The organism is Nocardia sp. NPDC004711 (assembly GCF_053601595.1).
On record NZ_JBSGCB010000077.1, the window covers coordinates 14,560 to 32,349 of the forward strand.

At 67.8% G+C, this 17,790-nt stretch carries 15 protein-coding genes; 2 read left to right on the plus strand and 13 right to left on the minus strand.

Features of this window, described 5'->3' with window-relative positions; all coding sequences use genetic code 11:
* Nucleotides 1–7: 7 nt before the first annotated feature.
* The 13 genes from ACWEKS_RS43485 to ACWEKS_RS43545 form a co-directional block, all read right to left on the minus strand.
* The gene (locus ACWEKS_RS43485; RefSeq protein ID WP_452345564.1) at nt 8–2,167 is read right to left on the minus strand and encodes a 3-hydroxyacyl-CoA dehydrogenase NAD-binding domain-containing protein; all 2,160 of its coding nucleotides are present in this window, start codon (nt 2,165–2,167) and stop codon (nt 8–10) included.
* Nucleotides 2,168–2,171: 4 nt separating this feature from the next.
* Nucleotides 2,172–3,383 carry an acetyl-CoA C-acetyltransferase gene (locus ACWEKS_RS43490; protein WP_452345565.1) on the minus strand — a complete coding sequence of 404 codons (1,212 nt, stop codon included), beginning with the start codon at nt 3,381–3,383 and terminating at the stop codon, nt 2,172–2,174.
* Nucleotides 3,384–3,465: 82 nt separating this feature from the next.
* Nucleotides 3,466–3,990, minus strand: coding sequence for a hypothetical protein (locus tag ACWEKS_RS43495; protein WP_452345566.1), 525 nt, complete (start codon nt 3,988–3,990; stop codon nt 3,466–3,468).
* Between the two features lie 162 nt (nt 3,991–4,152).
* Complete coding sequence (locus ACWEKS_RS43500) at nt 4,153–5,205, minus strand: zinc-binding dehydrogenase (RefSeq protein WP_452345567.1); 1,053 nt, start codon at nt 5,203–5,205, stop codon at nt 4,153–4,155.
* Between the two features lie 11 nt (nt 5,206–5,216).
* Complete coding sequence (locus ACWEKS_RS43505; protein ID WP_452345568.1) at nt 5,217–6,308, minus strand: hypothetical protein; 1,092 nt, start codon at nt 6,306–6,308, stop codon at nt 5,217–5,219.
* 30 nt (nt 6,309–6,338) lie between these two features.
* Nucleotides 6,339–7,193 (minus strand): enoyl-CoA hydratase, encoded by an 855-nt coding sequence (locus ACWEKS_RS43510; protein WP_452345569.1) that lies wholly within the window; start codon nt 7,191–7,193, stop codon nt 6,339–6,341.
* On the minus strand, nt 7,190–8,692 hold the full coding sequence (locus tag ACWEKS_RS43515) for an aldehyde dehydrogenase family protein (protein ID WP_452345570.1): 1,503 nt from the start codon (nt 8,690–8,692) through the stop codon (nt 7,190–7,192). Before ACWEKS_RS43515 ends, ACWEKS_RS43510 begins: the two co-directional genes overlap by 4 nt.
* Nucleotides 8,689–10,359 (minus strand): acyl-CoA synthetase, encoded by a 1,671-nt coding sequence (locus tag ACWEKS_RS43520; RefSeq protein ID WP_452345571.1) that lies wholly within the window; start codon nt 10,357–10,359, stop codon nt 8,689–8,691. The genes ACWEKS_RS43515 and ACWEKS_RS43520 overlap by 4 nt, the downstream gene beginning before the upstream one ends.
* A gap of 85 nt (nt 10,360–10,444) precedes the next feature.
* Nucleotides 10,445–12,142, minus strand: coding sequence for a thiamine pyrophosphate-requiring protein (locus ACWEKS_RS43525; protein WP_452345572.1), 1,698 nt, complete (start codon nt 12,140–12,142; stop codon nt 10,445–10,447).
* Between the two features lie 32 nt (nt 12,143–12,174).
* A complete protein-coding gene (locus ACWEKS_RS43530; RefSeq protein ID WP_452345573.1) occupies nt 12,175–13,107 on the minus strand; it encodes a TIGR03620 family F420-dependent LLM class oxidoreductase in 933 nt (310 codons plus the stop codon).
* Nucleotides 13,104–14,357: an amidohydrolase family protein gene (locus tag ACWEKS_RS43535; RefSeq protein WP_452345580.1), complete on the minus strand. Its 1,254-nt coding sequence runs from the start codon at nt 14,355–14,357 to the stop codon at nt 13,104–13,106. The genes ACWEKS_RS43530 and ACWEKS_RS43535 overlap by 4 nt, the downstream gene beginning before the upstream one ends.
* Nucleotides 14,358–14,393: 36 nt before the next feature.
* Nucleotides 14,394–14,888, minus strand: a complete 495-nt coding sequence (locus ACWEKS_RS43540; protein WP_452345574.1) for a VOC family protein — start codon at nt 14,886–14,888, stop codon at nt 14,394–14,396.
* A 738-nt stretch (nt 14,889–15,626) separates the two neighbouring features.
* Entirely contained in the window at nt 15,627–16,268 is a 642-nt protein-coding gene (locus ACWEKS_RS43545) for a TetR/AcrR family transcriptional regulator (protein ID WP_452345575.1), read from the minus strand.
* Nucleotides 16,269–16,555: 287 nt separating this feature from the next.
* Between ACWEKS_RS43545 and ACWEKS_RS43550 the strand changes: the two genes are divergently transcribed.
* Together ACWEKS_RS43550 and ACWEKS_RS43555 are read left to right on the plus strand one after the other, a co-directional pair.
* Complete coding sequence (locus ACWEKS_RS43550; protein ID WP_452345576.1) at nt 16,556–16,894, plus strand: NIPSNAP family protein; 339 nt, start codon at nt 16,556–16,558, stop codon at nt 16,892–16,894.
* A gap of 30 nt (nt 16,895–16,924) precedes the next feature.
* Nucleotides 16,925–17,692 (plus strand): SDR family NAD(P)-dependent oxidoreductase, encoded by a 768-nt coding sequence (locus tag ACWEKS_RS43555; RefSeq protein WP_452345577.1) that lies wholly within the window; start codon nt 16,925–16,927, stop codon nt 17,690–17,692.
* Nucleotides 17,693–17,790 lie beyond the last annotated feature (98 nt).

The window sequence follows — 17,790 nt, forward strand, 5'->3', positions numbered from 1 at the left end:
TCGAGATCTACTCGTAGATCTCGCCCTTGCCGGCCTTCTCCACCAGGGACTGCGGCGGCCGGAAGTGGTCACCGTAGCGATCGGCCAACTCGCGGGCCCTGGCCACGAAGCCCGGCAAACCGCCCTCGTACTGGTTGATGAACTGGATGACGCCGCCGGTCCAGGCCGGGAAGCCGATGCCGAGCAGCGAACCGATATTGGCGTCCCGCACGGAGTTCAGCACGCCCTCGTCGAGGCACTTGACCGTCTCCAGCGCCTCGGCGAACAGCATGCGGTCGCGCAGGTCCTCGAACGGGATCTGCTCGCCGCCACTGCCGAAAGCCGTGCGCAGACCCGGCCAGATGCGGGTGCGCTTCCCGTCGACATAGTCGTAGAAGCCTGCGCCGGTGGAGCGGCCCTTGCGGTCGAACTCGTCGATCATGCGGTCGATGACGGCTTCCGAGCTGTGCGCGGTCCAGGTGCCGCCCGCGGCCTCGACCGCGGCACGCGACTCCTGCCGGACCTTGCGCGGCAGCGTCAATGTCAGCTCGTCCCACAACTGCAGCGGCGGAGCCGGATAGCCCGCCTGCGCACCGGCCTGCTCGACCGACGCCGGCTCGACACCCTCACCGACCGCGGCCACGGCCTCATTGAGGAAAGTGCCGATCACACGCGAGGTGAAGAAACCACGGCTGTCATTGACGACGATGGGTGTCTTCTCGATCTGCAGGACGTAGTCGAAGACCTTCGCGAGCGTCGAGTCGGACGTCTTCTCGCCGCGAATGATCTCCACGAGCGGCATCTTGTCCACCGGCGAGAAGAAGTGGATGCCGATGAAGTCCTCCGGCCGCTGTACGCCCTGGGCGAGACCCGTGATCGGCAGCGTGGAGGTGTTCGAACCGAGCACGGCATCCGGCTCGACGATGTGCTCGATCTCGCCGAACACCTTGTGCTTGAGCTCCGGGCTCTCGAACACGGCCTCGATCACGAAGTCCACGCCGGCGAAGTCCGCCGGGTCGGCCGTCGGCGTGATCCGCGCGAGCAGCGCATCCGACGCCTCCTGCGTGGTCTCGCCCCGCGACAGGGACTTTTGCTCGAGCTTGACCGCGTAGCCCTTGCCCTCGACGGCGTTCGCCAGCGACACGTCCTTCAGCACCACCTCGATGCCGGCCTTCGCCGACACATAGGCGATGGCAGCGCCCATCATCCCGGCGCCGAGCACACCGACCTTCCGCGCGGCGTACTTCTCGAAGCCAGCGGGACGCGAACCGCCCGCGTTGATCCGCCGCAGGTCGAAGAAGAACGCCTTGGTCATGTTCTTCGCGACCTGACCGGTGACGATGCTGACGAAGTAGCGCGCCTCGATCTTCGTGGCGGAGTCGAAGTCCACCTGCGCGCCCTCGATCGCGGCGGCCAGGATCGCCCGCGGGGCGGGCATCGGCGCGCCCTTGACCTGCTTGCGCAAGTTGGCCGTCAAGGCCTGCAGGTGGGCCGCGAACGCGGGGTCCGACGGCGACCCACCGGGCATCCGATAGCCCTCGGCATCCCACGGCTGCACGGCCCCGGGGTTGGCCTTGATCCACTCCTTGGCCTTCGGCAGCAGTTCGTCCACGGTGGACACCAGCTCGTCGATCAGGCCGAATTCTTTGGCCCGCACCGGATTATGCCGCTGGCCGCGCATCAGGACAGTGCGGAGCGCCTGCTGGATCCCGAGCAGCCGCGTGGTGCGGACGACGCCGCCCGCACCGGGCATCAGGCCGAAGGTGACCTCGGGTGATCCGACGACGACGCCCTCGACATTCGCCGCGATGCGGTGGTGCGTCGCGAGCACGATCTCGAAGCCGCCGCCCAGGCAGAGGCCGTTGATGGCCGCCACGACCGGCTTGCCCAGCGTCTCCAGCCGGCGCAGCCGCGCGTTCAGCGCAGTGGTCGACTCGGTGACGTGCTCGGTGTGCTCCGGCGTCGCCCGGATCAGGTCCCGCAGATCACCACCCGCGAAGAACGAGCTCTTCGCCGACGCGATCACCACGCCGGTGATCGAGTCCCGCTCGGCCTCCAGCCGGTCCACGACCTGACCGAAGGACTCCTGGAAGTCGGCGTTCATCGTGTTGGCGGGCTGGTTCGGGTCGTCCAGGGTCAGCACGACGATGCCGTCGGCGTCCTGGTCCCAGCGAATCGTGTTGGTCATGTCCTCACACCCGCTCGATGATCGTCGCGATACCCATGCCGCCGCCGACGCACAACGACAGCAGTGCGCGCCGGGCCTGCCGCCGCTCCAGCTCGTCCACCATGGTCCCGAGGATCATCGCGCCGGTGGCGCCCAGCGGGTGCCCCATCGCGATCGCGCCGCCATTGACGTTGACCTTCTCGTCCGGCAGTTCCAGATCCTTCATCCACTTCAGCACGACCGACGCGAACGCCTCGTTGAGCTCGAAGAGGTCGATGTCGTCGACGGTCAGCCCGGCCAGGTCGAGCACCTTCCGGGTGGCCGGCGTGGGACCGGTCAGCATGATCGTCGGATCCGACCCGGTGATCGCGGCGGCCACGATGCGGGCGCGCGGGGTGAGACCGAGATCCTTGCCGACCTGCTCGTTCCCGATCAGCACCAGGGCGGCGCCGTCGACGATGCCGGAAGAGTTCCCGCCGGTGTGCACGTGGTCGATCCGCTCGACCCAGTGATACTTCTGCAGCGCCACCGCGTCGAAACCGCCCACCTCACCGATGCCCGCGAAGGCGGGCTTCAGCTTGCCGAGGGTCTCGACGGTGCTGCCGGGACGGCGATGTTCGTCGTGGTCGAGGATCGTCACGCCGTTGATGTCCTTCACCGGCACAACGGATTTCGTGAAATACCCGCCGGACCACGCGGCCTCGGCGCGGTCCTGCGACCGCACGGCGAAGCGGTCGACGTCCGCACGCGAGAAGCCCTCGATGGTCGCGATCAGGTCGGCGCCGATGCCCTGCGGTGCGATGAAGTTGTCATACGTCAAAGCCGGGTCGTTGAAGATCGCGCCGCCATCGGCGCCCATCGGCACCCGCGACATCGACTCGACACCACCGGCGATGATCAGGTTCTCCCAGCCCGAACGCACGCGCGCCGCCGCCTGGTTGACCGACTCGAGTCCCGAGGAGCAGAACCGGTTCAACTGCACGCCGGCGACCGTGTCCGGCAGGCCGGCGCCCATCGCGGCGGCACGGGCGATATCGCCACCCTGGTCCCCGACTGGCGAAACGACGCCCAGAATGATGTCGTTGATCGCCGCGGGGTCCAGCCCCGGATTGCGTGCCTTCAGCTCGTCGATAAGGCCGACCACGAGGTCGATAGGCTTCGTCCCGTGCAGGGATCCGCCCTTGTTCTTGCCCCGAGGCGTGCGGATCGCCTCGTAGATATATGCCTCGCTGTTCAAAACGATGGTCCTTCTTCAGCCATAGGGTATGGACTCGGTGCGGCACGCAGTCCGGTTTTATGCGACTCGATGGTCGCAGGGCCTACTTCGGCGCATTGATGGTCAGCCCGCGAGCAGCAGCGTATTTGTACGCGTCATGCTTTTCGATGCTGGGCGCCGAATCACCGATTTTCGAAACGCCGGGCAGATCGCCGAAGTCGGGACCGAGCTGTTCGGACATCATCTTCGCGAAGTTGGGGTCCATGTACATCCGCTCGCCGGAGATCAGCTTCAGATCGGGATCGAAAGCCATCACCACCAGGTACAGGCCGGTGACCCGCTCGCCCTCGAGCGTGTTGAACGACATGAACGCCTCACGCAGCAGCGTATTATCGGCCACCGCGTGGACTCGCTTCTCGGCGGCGACATTCCGCCCCCGATTGGGCAGGATCCGCCGATACGTTTCGCGAACCGCATCGGTCCCGTCGACCGCCAATCCGAGGGATGCGAGCTCATAATGCGGGTTGGGGGTCAGCGTCGCCATGGTGGCTTCGACATCCATTTCCAGCTCAGCGATCTCGTGAGCGAGGAGGATTTCTTCCATTTGTTTCTTGGACAATTGCGTCATGTATAAAAACCTAGAATGCCATCGAGACCGGCGTCAAGTATTAATTTGATTTCCTCTGCACAACATTAGCGCACAGAAAATATAGGCGATTGCCCTGGGCGAACACCTTTCATAAAACCATTTCAAGTTATCGAATAAGCCCGTATCAACGCTCGGGCACGGTCAATTCAGCTGGATGAGGATCTTCGCGTCGGTACCGCTACGCAGCGCGTGGATGGCGTCGACGACGCCCGTCAACGGGATCTCCCGCACCCATCCGGTGGTGTCGTAGATGCCGTTCGCCATTGCGGCGATGACGGCGTCGAACTCCTCCGGCAAATAGCCGACCGCTCCCACGATCTCGGTCTCGGCCATCATGAGCTGCGTGGGCTGGAGTTCCATCGGATGCTCGTGGAGCGCGACGACCACCACGCGCCCACCGGGGACGAGGCTCGCCAGGGCCGAGGTGATCGCGGGACCGGCTCCGGCCGCGTCCACGGCGGCGTCCACACCGCCGCCATCGGTCAACGCGGCAACCGCGGCGGCGAGGTCCTCGTGCACCGGATCGACGACGGTCGCACCCAGTGCGGCGATGATCGCGCGACGGTCCGCGCTCGGCTCGGAAACGAGCACCTTCTCCACTCCGCGCGCCTTGAACGCGAACCACGCGCCGATGCCGATCGGCCCCGCTCCCGCAATGAGCGCCGTACCGCCGGCCTCCACTCCGCTGCGCGCGACGGCATGCCAGCCGACCGCCATCGGCTCGACCAGCGCACCCATCCGCAGGTCCACATTCTCGGGCAGCAGGTGCAGCGCCGATACGTCGACCGTCGTGAACTCGGACAGGCCGCCGCCGTGCGCGCCCGCGCCGAGCGAGCCCATCATCCGGCAGGAGAAGCGCAGGCCCCGGCGGCACGCGGCGCACTCACCACAGGAGACCAGCAGCGGGTACACCGCGGCACGGTCGCCGATCTTCACGTCCGTCACGCCCTCGCCGATGTCGACCACGGTGCCGGCGAACTCATGGCCCAGGATCTGCGGCAGTGTGGCGCCGGTCAGGGGATGTGGGTGGTCGAGGTCCATCGGCAAGGCCTCTGGGAAGAAGTAGAAGTGGAGGTCGGAGCCGCAAATGCCCGCGAAGGCGTTGCGCAGCTTCACCTGGCCGGGACCGGGGCGGGAGTCCGGCACCTCCTCGACGCGGAGGTCTTCCTTGCCGTAGAACAGAGCGGCCTTCATTACTTCTCTCCTTACGAATGGTGGTCGGGGACGGTGAGGACGAAAGCGGTGGTTCGGTGGGCGTCGGAGGCGACCAGCGCACCGGCCCGGCCACCGGTGTCTTCCAGCGAGTTCAACATCGTGACCAGCGACCTCAGCCGGCCGGAACGGGGAAGGTGACCGAATGCGAGGTCCCCGCCGCGCGGGTTCACCAGGAACTCGCTGATTCCGGTCTCCTTCATCCACGCCACCGGCGTCACGGCGTACTGCTCCGGGACCTCGAGCTGGTCGAGACCGCCGAAGTCGAGGCCACAGGGGGCGAGGAGCTCGTCGACAGCGTGCGGACTGAGCGGGGCGATACCGAACTCGCTGGATGCGCGGATCGCACGCGTCGCCTGCAGGCGGGCGCGGTATCGCAGACCCAGCCTGATCGCGTTCTGCTCGCCGGCCAGGATGATCGCGCTCGCGCCGCGGGCCGGGTGGGCTGTGACGACCAGCCCGTCGTCGATGAAATCGTGCTCCGGCACCGTGCCCGCACCTGCCCAGCCGGTGAACGCGTCGCCCGCGACCGGCTTGTGGAAGCAGTCGGCGAGATATCCCGGTGTGCTGGAGACGATCTCGGCCGCGAAGTCCCCGGCTGCCGAGCACTCGGCGGATCGGGTGTACGACGAACGGGCCCAGCCCGCCATCTCGTCGGAGGCGACATCCCACCAGGCGGCGACCACCCGTGCCGTGTGCTGCCTCAGGTAGATCTCGGCACCGGTATGGCGGTGGCCGGAGCCCAGTCCGAAGTCGGTCGCCGCGACGACCGCGATCATCTCCGGGTTCTGCTCGATCGTTCTGACCGCCTGCGCCAGGCTCAACGCACTGTTCGTGCCGACCGTGGTCGTCAGGTCGAGCGGTGGCCGGTCGAAGACCCAGCCGGGCCGGCCGGCCGAGCGTCCCGTCGACAGGCAGCGGGGGTCGGCCAGGAACAGCTCGGTGAGTTCCGACTGGTCGAGGCAGGTCCGGCGCAGCAGCGCACGAATCACGTCCTCGGCCAGCCCGGTGGGCGTTTCGGGCAGGTCGGGATCATCCGGGATGATTGCCGACCGGCCCGCATCGATGAGCACAACGCTGGTCATCGTGGCCTCTTCAGCGCTCGGCGGGACAGTTCACGACCCCACCCCGGCCTTCGTCCCGAACGTCTGCCGCATGAAATCCGGATCGATCGGCAACCCGTGGACCTGCTGATTGTGGCTGTGGCACAACTGGTGGTACGCGAAGGACGTCTGCATCGCGTTGACGCGACCCTGGTTGTCCTGGGCGACGTTGACGGACTCCTTCGCCAGTTTGAGCGCGAACAGCGGCTTCTCGGCGATGCGCGACGCCAGCCGCAGCGTGAACGACTGCAGCTCGTCGAGGGGCACGACGTGATTCACCATGCCCAGCCGATGGACCTCGGCGGCCGTCAGGAAGTCGGAGGTGAACAGCATCTCCTTCGCCTTCCGGACGCCGACCTCGAACGGGTGGTTGAAGAACTCGGCGCCGGACACGCCCATCGACACGGTGTTGTCCTGGAACAGCGCGTCCTCGGCGGCGACGATCAGGTCGCAGGGCCACACCAGCATGAGGCCACCGGAGATGACCTTGCCTTGCACGGCGGCGATGGTCGGCTTCGGCAGATTGCGCCACCGCTCCGACAGCCCGATGTACATCTCCTTCTCGATCGCCATCCGCGATTCGGCGCCGGCGCAACCGAAGCCGCACCAGGTGCCGATCCGCCGGTGATCGGCCACCACCTGCGGGCCCGCACCGTCGCGTAGATCGTGTCCGGCCGAGAAGTGCGGACCGTTCGCGGCGAGGATGATCACGCTGATCGAATCATCTTGCGCGGCAAGGTCGAACGCGTCGTTGAGCTCGTACAGCAGCTGCATGCTCTGCGCGTTCCTGGCGTCGGCGCGGTCGAGCACGATCCGGGCGACCTTCTCGGCCGGGCGCTCGTAGCGGATCGTCTCGAACTCGCTCACAGCCGGCCTCGCTCGTCGGGTCGGCCCAGCCGGGCGACGGTGTCGGCTGTCGCGGCGGCGGCAACGGCGGCAACACCGGCGATCCGCTCGGGTGTCAGCGGCGGAACGAGCGCCCCGGCCAACCCGGTCGGCAGGTCGTGGTGGGCGATCGGACGCTGGTGGGAGAACGTGTCGAACCCGGCCTTGCCGTGATAGGCGCCCGAACCACTCATCCCGACACCGCCGAACGGCATGGCGTGGTTGCTGTACGCCAGGCCGAAGTCGTTGCGCGAGACCCCGCCCGACGTGGTGTTCAGCAAGAACCGCTGGAAATCGCCGGTGTCGCCGCCGTACCAATAGGCCGACAGCGGATGTTCGCCGGCCGCGACGAAGGCGATGGCCTCGTCGACATCGGAGTAGGTGTGCAACACCAGCACCGGGCCGAAGATCTCCTCGGTGTTGATCTCGGCGTCGGCCGGGGTGTCGAGCAGCAGCGTCGGCGGCAGGCGGCGAGAAGCCGCGGCCGGCAGCCGGTCCTTCTCCGCCTCCGGCACGATCACGACCTCCACCGCACCCTTGGACTTGGCATCCGCGACCAGTCCGGTGACCCGCGCGTAGTTCGCGTCGTTGACCATCGACACCACGTCAGGGTTGTCGAGGAAGGTCGGGAAGTACGTCAGCACCGCCTTCCGGTACGCCTCGACGAAGGCGTCCTTCTTCGATGCGGGGACGAAGGCGTAGTCCGGCGACAGGCACACCTGGCCGTTGTTGAACAGGCGAGCGGCGGCCACGCGCGTCGCGGCCTCGGCGACATCGGCGTCGGGGGCGACGATCGCGGGGTTCTTGCCGCCCAGCTCGAGCGTCACCGGCACCAGGTTCCGGCCCGCGGCGACGGCGACGAGGCGGCCGACCTTCGGGGAACCGGTGAAGAAGATGTGGTCGAATCGCAGATCGGAAAATGCGGTGGCGGTTGCCAATCCACCGTTGACGACCACGACCTCCTCGGGGCTCATCCGCGAGGCCACCGCACGAGCGAACACCGCCCCGGTCCGCGGGGCCATGTCGGAGAACTTGATCATCACCCGATTGCCGGCGGCGAGCGCTTCCACGGCCGGCACGAAGACGAGCACGATCGGGAAGTTCCACGGGCCGATGACGCCGACCACGCCCTTGGGGCGATTCTGCACGGTGGCCGGGATGACCCCGCCCATCGCCGCGGGCACCTCGGTCGGGGCCATCCACTCCTCGAGGTGTGCCCGGGTGTTGGCGATCCCCTCCAGGCCGCCGAGGATGTCGACCTCCATCGAGGTGGTCACGGGACGACTGCCGAAGTCGGCGTTCAGCGCTTCAGCGAGTTCTGCGCTGTGCTCGAGGACGGCGGCGACGAAGCGGTCGATGCGGTCGCGGCGGGTCGCGGCGTCGGGGATCGGGTCCAGGGCCTGGGCGGCCCGCTGGGCATCGAGGAGACGCTGCAGTTCCTGGGGCGCGACGTCGACGATCGGTTCGGTGGTCATGGTCATTTGCTTGTTTCCTTGTGTGCAGGTGAATCTTGTGCGGCGATGTCGCTGGCCCAGCGATAGTCGGCCTTCCCCGCCGGGCCGCGGACCACCGCGTCCACGCGGATGATGGCCTTCGGCAGCTTGTACCGGGCGAGTCGCTGCTCGGCGTCGGCCAGGAGTTCCTTGTCGGTCGGGTCGTGTCCGGGCAGCAGCTGCACGACCGCGACGGTCTCGTTGCCCCAGCGCTCGCTCGGCCGGCCCACGACGATGACGTCGCGGATGGCGGGATGGGCGATCAGCGCGTCCTCGACCTCCTCGGCGAAGATCTTCTCGCCGCCGGAGTTGATCGTCACCGAGTCGCGGCCGAGCAGCTCGATGCTGCCGTCGGCCCGGTGCCGCGCCCGATCCCCGGGCAGCGCCACGCGGCGGCCCGCGACGGTGGGGAACGTGCGCTCGGTCTTGTCGCGGTCACCGAGGTACCCGAACGGGATGGCGCCGTGCCGGGCCAGCCATCCGGTCGCCGGATCGCCCGGCTCGAGGATCCGGCGACGATCCTCGTCCACCACGCAGGTGCCGGGCGCCGGCGTGAAGACACCCGAGGTCGCCGGCGCCGCGCTCGTGCTCAGGTTCGACAGCTGAGAGCCGGTCTCCGAGGAGCCCGCGACGTCCGCGATCGCGACGTGCGGCAGCAGCCGCAGGATGCGGTCCTTCACCGATGCGCTGGTGACCGCGCCGCCGACACCGACCAGCTGCAGGGAACGCCCGTGGTGGCCGCCGCGCTCGAACTCGTCGCACAGCGGGGTCGCGAACGCGTTCCCGACCAGGTTCATGAGCTGCACGCCCTCACCGTCGATCACCTCCCACACCGATGCGGGGTCGAGCCGGTCCACGACGCCGGGGAAGACGACTTTGCCGCCGGTCAACACACCGGCCAGGGCGAGCCACTGGGCTGCAGCATGCATGAGCGGCGGCAGCGGCAGGACGACTCGCGGGTCAGCGGCGAGGACCAGTTCGACGCCCTCGGCGAGCGTCGTCACGTCGAACAGGCCCGCCGGAAGGAATGCGGCCAGGGCGCTTTCGAGGATGTCCGCCTGGGCCCACATCGTGCCCTTCGGCATCCCGGTCGTGCCGCCCGTGTAGACCAGGTACAGGTCGTCGGCGTCAGGCGCGGTCCGAGGAGCGTCGGGGCTGGAGGCCGCCAGGGCTTCCTCGTAGTCGAGGGCGCCGGGCAGCAATGCGTTACCGGATTCGTCCGCCACCTGGAGCAGCAGCACCGGCCGCTCGCGCAGCGAGTCGAGGACCGCGGCGAGCGTCGGCGCGAAACGGGCGTGGTAGATGATCGCGCGCGCCGAGGCGTCGTCGAGGAGGTAGGTGAGCTCGGCTTCGACGTACCGATAGTTGACATTGAATGACGCCGCGCGCGCGGTCGCGGCGCCCAGCATCCCCTCCAGGTACTCGTTGCCGTTGTACAGGTACAGCGCGACATGGTCCTGGCCCGACTCCCACAGCGGCAGGTCGGCGCGCGACCGGTGGATCGTGATCCCTTGCGACAGTAGAAGATTCGCCAGCCGATTGACTCGCCCCGCCACGTCGCGGTAGGTGAGCCGCCGTTCCCCGAACACGATGCACTCGCGCTCGGGTGTCGCCGCGGCGACGCCGGCGAACAGCTCGGCGTGGTTGTAACGCATCAGATCTCCATCGGGTGAACGGCGAGTCGCAGGCCCGGCGACGGGACCGGCCCGGGCCTGCAACTCGGCAATGGTGGCGAGGGGGTCATTTACAGCGGATGTCGAGGAGGGCCTGACGTCCCTCTTCGCGCACGACGCGGAGCGCCTCCTTGAGCGCGCCCGCGAGCTCGCTGCGGTGGTGGACCGTCGCGCCGTAGCCGCCCGACGCGATGCAGTAGGACGCCAGGTCCGGGGAGGGCGACAGGTTGGAGAACCGGTCCTCGCCCGTGGTGGCCGCGGTGCCGTCGGGATAGACGAGGTACGTCGCCATGTCGACCGCGGTCCAGTTGCTGTTGTTGGCCACGATCGTCAGCACCGGCAGGTTGTGCTTGGCCGCCGCGTGGTGGCACGCCGCCGGATTGGCGAACATGTAGGCGCCGTCGCCGAGCGTGGCGACCACCGTGCGGTGCGGTGCGGCGTGCTTGGCGCCGAGCGCCGCGGGCAGGCCCCAGCCCAGACCACCGGACGCCGGAAGGAAGAAGTACGTGCCGGGCCGCGTCCGGCGCAGCAGGTCGGGGTACGCCACGTACTCGTTGAACACGATGTCGTCGTCGTCGAGCAGGTCGCCGAGGGCGGCCGAGATGGCCGCCGTCGTGATCGGCGCGTCGGCGTCGCGATCGGCCTCCTGGCGCCGGAGCTCGTCGATGGCGGCACGACTCGCCGCGGCGACCTCACGGATGCGTTCGGCCCGGGCCGGATCGATGCCGTCGGCGCGATCCTCGAGGGCGGCGATCAACCGGGTCAGGAACGCGGCGGGCGTGGCGCTGATGGTGAGGTCGGAGCGGTGCGTCCGCATCGGGTAGGCGGAGAACAGCGGATCGACGCCCACCTGGGCGACGAAGCAGTCGGCCGGCGGTGCCGTGCGCGCCTGGATCCACGGGACATCGCACTCCACGAACACGACCACGTCGGCCCGCTCGAAGACGGCCGCCACGTCGGACCCGACGCGGTGCGGATGGTCGGAGGCGACATTCAGATAGCGGGCCCACGGATCCGCCACGCCGATCCCGAACCGGGCGCACAGATCGCCGAGCAGTTCGGCGGCGTCGGGCTCGGCTCCGGCCGCGGTCGCCACGATGACCGGGAACTCGGCGGTGGCGAGCCGGTCGGCGAGCACGTCGACGGCGTCGGGGTCGGGCTGCACGGTGGTCGGGACGGGCGTGCGCGGGCGCACGGCGTCCGCCGGTTCCTCCGCCGGTTCGGCGAGGACCTCGCGGGGCAGCGACAGGTACACGGGCCCGCGGGGGTGGGCGGTGGCGAGGCTCAGGGCGCGGTCCACGACGGCATCGGCCTGTCGTGGATCGCGCAGCTCGTAGTCCCACTTGACGAACTCGCGCACCATGCTGGCCTGGTCGAACATCTCCTGGGACCAGTGGATCGGCAGGTCACGGGCCCCGGTGGCGCCGAACTCGAGGATCGGCGAGCGCCCGGCGGTGACGAGCAGCGGGATGCGATCGCGGGCGGCGTTGGCGACCGAGCACACGGCGTTCCCGGTGCCGACGTTGACGTGGAGCATCAGCGCCTGCGGTCGTCCCGACACCAGGGCGGCGCCGTGGGCCATGCCGCCGGCGAGGTTCTCGTGGGCGCAGAGGACGGGCGTCGGCAGCGGCGGACCGCCGGCCTCCTTGTTGTCGGCGTAGGCCTCGACAATGGGTGCGAAATCGGTCCCCGCATTGACGAAGAACGACTCGATGCCGTGCTCGGCGAGCGCGGTGAGGTAGCGGGTAGCAGCGGTATGCGGCATAGAAAGCCTTCTGTTCGGTGCGTGGACAGGTGTCATGGGGTCGGCCGGGTGCGCAGCGAGGGGATGATCGACGCGAGCTCGCGCCACTCGGTCACCGGCAACCTCTGCAGGTCCGGGGTCAGTACCTGCACGCACACGTGGTCGGCGCCGGCGTCGAGGTGGGCCTGGACCCGGGCTGCGATCCGGTCGAGGGAACCCCAGGCGACGATCGCGTCGACCAGCCGGTCGCTGCCCCCGCCGCCCAGATCGTCGTCGCCCCAACCCAGGCGCCGGAGGTTGCTCGTGTAGTTGGGCAACGCGAGATACCGCTTCATGAACCGGCGGGCGAGCTCGCGCGCGACGGTCGGATCGGTCTCGAACACGACGGTCTGCGCGGGGGCGAGCAGTGCGTCACCGCCGAGCGCCGCGCGGGCGACCGCGGTGTGCTCGACCGGCACGAAGTACGTATGGGCACCCACGCCACGGGCGGCGGCCAGCCGCAGCATCCGCGGCCCGAGTGCCGCCAGCACCCGCTGGGGGGCGATCGGCGAGACCGCCCCCCAGAAGACGCCGGCATCCATCCGGTCGAGGTAGTCGACCATCGTGGTGTACGGCTTGTCGCCGTACCGGCCCTGATGAGCGCCGTCGACCATCGACTGATGACTCACCCCCACACCCAGCAGGAACCGCTCCGGGAACGCCTCGCTCAAGGTGCGCCAGCCCGCGTTCATCGTCATGGCGCTGCGGGCGTGCAGGCTGGCGATGCCCGTGGCCACCGTCATGCGAACGGTGGCCGACAGCAGCAGCGCGGCGTTGGCGAACGGCTCGCGAGCCACCGCCTCGGGCACCCAGAGCGCGCCGAAGCCCAGTTCGTCGAGCTCGGCAGCCGCCTCGCGGGCGAGGCTCATCGGCTGCACATCGAGCTGGTACGACCAGATTCCGAGCGGACCGGGGTGTGAGGCGGAGGCCTGGTCAGCGACTGTCACGGAAGTAGCCACTCGGCATTCGTCCGGAAGAACTTCGTGGTGATTTCCGCACCCAGCGGCTCGACCTTAGCGAGCATGTTCTTCATCGAGTCCTTCGTACCTTCGACGTGCGGATAGTCGGTCGAATAGCAGAACACGTCGGCCAGGTTCGGGTCGTCCTGGAAGTAGCGGTCGACGGGCTCGAAATTGAAGGGCGACACCCGCACGTTCCGTGCGATGTACTCCGAAGGCTTCAGCGGAAATTTGGCAGCGGCCGCTCCCGGGAACACGTCGATATACATATCCATTCGCCGGGCGGCGTTTCCGACCCAGTGGGCACCGACTTCGAAAAGACCCAAGCGCAGCCGCGGGAACCGCTCGAACACACCACCGAGCACCAAGGCGGACAGGTAGTTGTCGATGGCCATGTGCACGGTCGAGAACAGCTGGATATTGGTATTCGGGATCTCTGGAGATTGGAACAGATCCAGGAAGGTCTCGGCGATCATCCAACCGGGATCCAAGAAGGCGAATTCGGTACCGATGTGGAGCGTCACGGCGATGTCGTTGGCCTCGAGCAGACGCCACAGCGGGTCGAGCGCCGAGTGCGCCGGCGAAACCCCGCCGGGCGGCACGTCGGCCTGCAGATATACCGCGCGGACACCGGCATCGATCAGATCCTTTGCCGTGGCGATCATCTCGTTCACGTCGGGGCTGGTGTTGAGGATCCCGACCACCCGGATACGGCCGTCGGCCAGGACCGCGTTGGCCTTCACCCATTCGTTGTAGGACCGCACGTAGCTCTTCGCGAAGTCCGGCCTCGACACGCCCTCGAACACCGAAAGATCGCCGCCGAAGCGCATTTCGTAGGCGAGATCATTCATTTCGCCGATGATCATCGCCGCGATCGCCGTGGTCGGGAAGACCAGCTGACGATCGATCCCCATCACATCCAAGACCTCGGATCGCCGACCGAGATCGATCGCGCTCGGGGCCGACGGACCCTTGATCTTCCAGATCCCTTCGGGATCGATCTCTTTCGTGTCACCCAGCACGTCGAGCTGGTGCATATTGGTCGCGGTCGGATCCGGACGGAGCCGGTCTGCGGATTCGAAAATTTTGCCCATAATTCGGCCGGGCTGACCCAAGATATCCTCGAGCAGGTGACTGGGGATCATCTCGTGGCTATCGACGTCATGTGCAAGGAGCTTCATCGCAACCTCTCGGTGTGATTTCCCGGTCCGAAAACCGGGCTGATGGAAAGCAAGCACCAAGAGGAGCTCGCTCGAAATGGCGTTCGATACGCCCTAGGAGGTGAGAGCCTCGACGTCGATCGGCTTGAGGTAGCCGACAAAGTCGTCATTTGTGCGCCAGTCGTATTCCGGCACCTCGCAATAGATCTCGATGGCATTGCCGTCGGGGTCATAGATGTACAGACTCCGGGTCATGCCGTGGTCGAACATCGCCTCGATCGTGACGCCCTGGTCCTTCAGGTGCTGATGCATCTGCACCAGCGCTTCCTGACTGTCGACCACCAGCGCGAAATGCAGCAGGCCGACCTGGTTCTCCTTCGGCAGCTCGGCGTCCTCGCTCACCTTGAAAACCCCGATGTCGTGGTGGTAATCGCCGAAGCGGAAAAAGATCGCGATAGGCGACTCCGACGAGATCTTCATACCGAGGATCCCGCCGTAAAACGCCTTGGCCACCTCCAGATCGCGCATTTTCAGCACCACGTGCCCAACGCGTTTAATGCCCATGCTTGCCTCCATTGGCTTCGGGCCCACCGGCATCACATCCGCCACGCCGGGCAAAGTTGTGGCCGCTGGCGTTACTGGTCGGTGGACTAGATAGATTGATCTAACGCACTCAGCGTAAACGCATTTTTCCCACTCCGTCAACCCTTGGTCGGCAACTCGGAAACGCGGCATGTTGGCGCGCTCTCCGCTCGCCTCGCGGACGATTTCGAATGAGATGAGTCTCTGCGGCGGGGCGAGGGCCCAGTACCCGCCAACTGCCGCGCGGTTGCCGCTTCTTGCCCGCCGATTGCCGGGTCGACTACAGAGTGCTTGCCCGTCGGACGCCCACCGGCGGGTCTTCCGCAACGGCGTGGCGACAGGGGTGAAGAGGCCCGGCGGTGCCGGAACACGGGAGGAGACGGCGAAAGCTGCCGCTCGAGAGCATTGGCGGCGCAGGACCCGCAAACCTCGCGGCGGATATCGCACGGGCCGAGGTGTCGATTCGGGCAGGTCGGCGCCCCAGGGGGTGGCAGCATCTCCGCGGACTGGTCTCGAGAACCATGCCCCGCGGTGGCGGAAGCTGACGAAAGTAATGTGTCCGGCGACGGGGCCGGCGACTACGGGGCACGGCGGCGCCGGGGTCGACGCATCGGCGGTGCGGGAGAAACGAACGCGCAGAATCGAATTCGTCAGTGGCGGCGCGCAGTGTGCACGCCGCCGGGCGCGGTGATGAGTCGCCGACCGCCGACCGGGGACGCTCGCCCGGTCGTCGCGGTCACCGCGCCGGCTTCGACATCGGAGTGATCAGCTCCCGACGTTGCTCCGACCGGTGCGGTCGTAGCGGCCGGCGGCGAGCCCGGCGGCAACGGAGTTGGTCGCCGCCCGCCCGGCGGTGTGCAGCGGTGCGGTCGATCGCGTGGTGCGAGCCAGCAGGACCGCTCCTTCGATCAGGCAGAAGACCTCGACGGCGACCTCGCGGGCGCGCTCGACGGTCATCCCGGCCGCCGTGAAGCGCTGCTCGAGCACCTCCAGCCAGGATTCGAAGGCGTTGGCGGCGGCGGTCCGCATCAGCTCGTCGCTGTTGGCCACCTCCAGGGCGATCGTCGCGATCGGGCAGGCGTAGGCGTAGTCGGTCTCTTCGAGCAGATCGGCCGTCTGAACGAAGGAGGCCGCCGTCGCCTCGACGACGTCGGCCCCGGGCGGGTACACCGACTCGAGCAGCTCCCGGTAGCGTGCGCCACCGTAGGTGAGCGCGGCCGCGCCGAGCTCCTGCTTGCCGCCGGGGAAGAAGTGGTACAGCGATCCATAGGGCGCGGCGGCGGCGGCGAGGACGGCCTTGATTCCGGTCGCCCCGAAGCCCTGTCGGCTGAACAGCTCTGCCGCGGACTCCACCAGACGGGTTCGGGTTTCGGGCTGTTTTCCGAGGGTTGACGAGGTGGGAGACATGTGTCTAGGGTACCGCGCTAGATCAATCTGTCGCGTGTGACCTTCGACCCAGCGATCTTGCGGCCGGCATGGGTTTCGACAGCGATCGTCGGCAATCCGAGCACCGATCTACGAGCGTCCCACATGGTCGACGCCGACGAAGCTACTTTCCGCGCAACTGTCGACGAACTACTGCCGTTCGCGGCCGACAATCGGGCAAGTTCGCACCCCGGTGGACAGTCGGCTTCCACCGATTTCACGAGCTTTCTCCCGGTCGTAGCAGGTCAGCGATGTGATAGATTGATCTAGTGACTACCACTACCTCTATTTTCGAGCTCCGCACGTACGAGGCGGTACCCGGCAAGCTCGACGCGCTCCTGACTCGTTTTCGCGATCACGCCGCGGCGCTGTTCGAGAAGCATGGAATGACCAACATCGGTTTCTGGGTGGCCTCCGACGAGGCGGGCGAGCCCACCGAGACCCTGGTCTACCTGGTGTCCCACGCCAGCCGCGAGGCCGCCGCGAAATCGTGGGAGGCCTTCTGGGCGGACCCCGAGTGGATCGCCGCGCGATCCGACGGCGAACAGGTCACGGCCAGCGCGACCTCGAAGTTCCTCGACCCGACGGATTTCTCCCAGCTGCGCTGAAGCGCGCTGCAGACCACTCGAAGGACATGCATGACCTCGCTCTTCGACCTCACCGGACACGTCGCGCTGATCACCGGAGGTAATTCCGGAATCGGGCTGGGCATGGCGCACGGGCTCGCCCAGTGCGGCGCCGACGTCTGCATCTGGGGCACCAACGCTGAGCGCAACGACACCGCCGCACAGGAGCTCGCGAAACACGGCACCCGGGTGCGGGCGATCCGCTGCGACGTGGGCGACGAGGACGCCGTGACGGCGAGCTTCGCCGAGACGCTCGACTACTTCGGGCGGGTCGACTCCTGCTTCGCGAACGCCGGCACCCGCGCTCCCGACATCGCGTTCATCGAGACGAGTCTCGCGGACTTCCGATCGGCCACCCGGGTGAATCTGGAGGGCGCGTTCCTCACCCTGCGCGCCGCGGCGAGGCACATGGTGGAGCGCGGCGGCGGGGGCGTGCTCGTGGGCACGTCGAGTGTCTCGTCCCTGCACGGCACCCCCCGCGGTCAGGCCTACGCCGCGAGCAAGGCCGGCCTGTCGGCCCTGATCCGGGGGTGCGCCGTCGAGCTGGCGCGGCACCGGATCAACGCGCACTCGCTCGTGGTCGGCTGGACCGAGACACCGCTGATCTCCCGGGAGATGGAGAACGCGGTGTGGGGGCAGCACGTCATGAAGCGGATGCCGCAGCGCCGCTGGGGCGAGCCGGACGACTTCGCGCGGCTCGCCGTGTATCTGGCCGGCGGAATGGGCGGGTTCCAGACCGGCGACGAGATCGTGATCGATGGCGGATACTCCATCTTCTGAGCACCCGCGCCGGCCTGTGGGGTGGGGGGGGTGGGGGGGGGGGGGCCCCCCCCCCCCAAAAAATAAAAAAACAAAGGAGAGGGGGGGGGGGGGGGAGA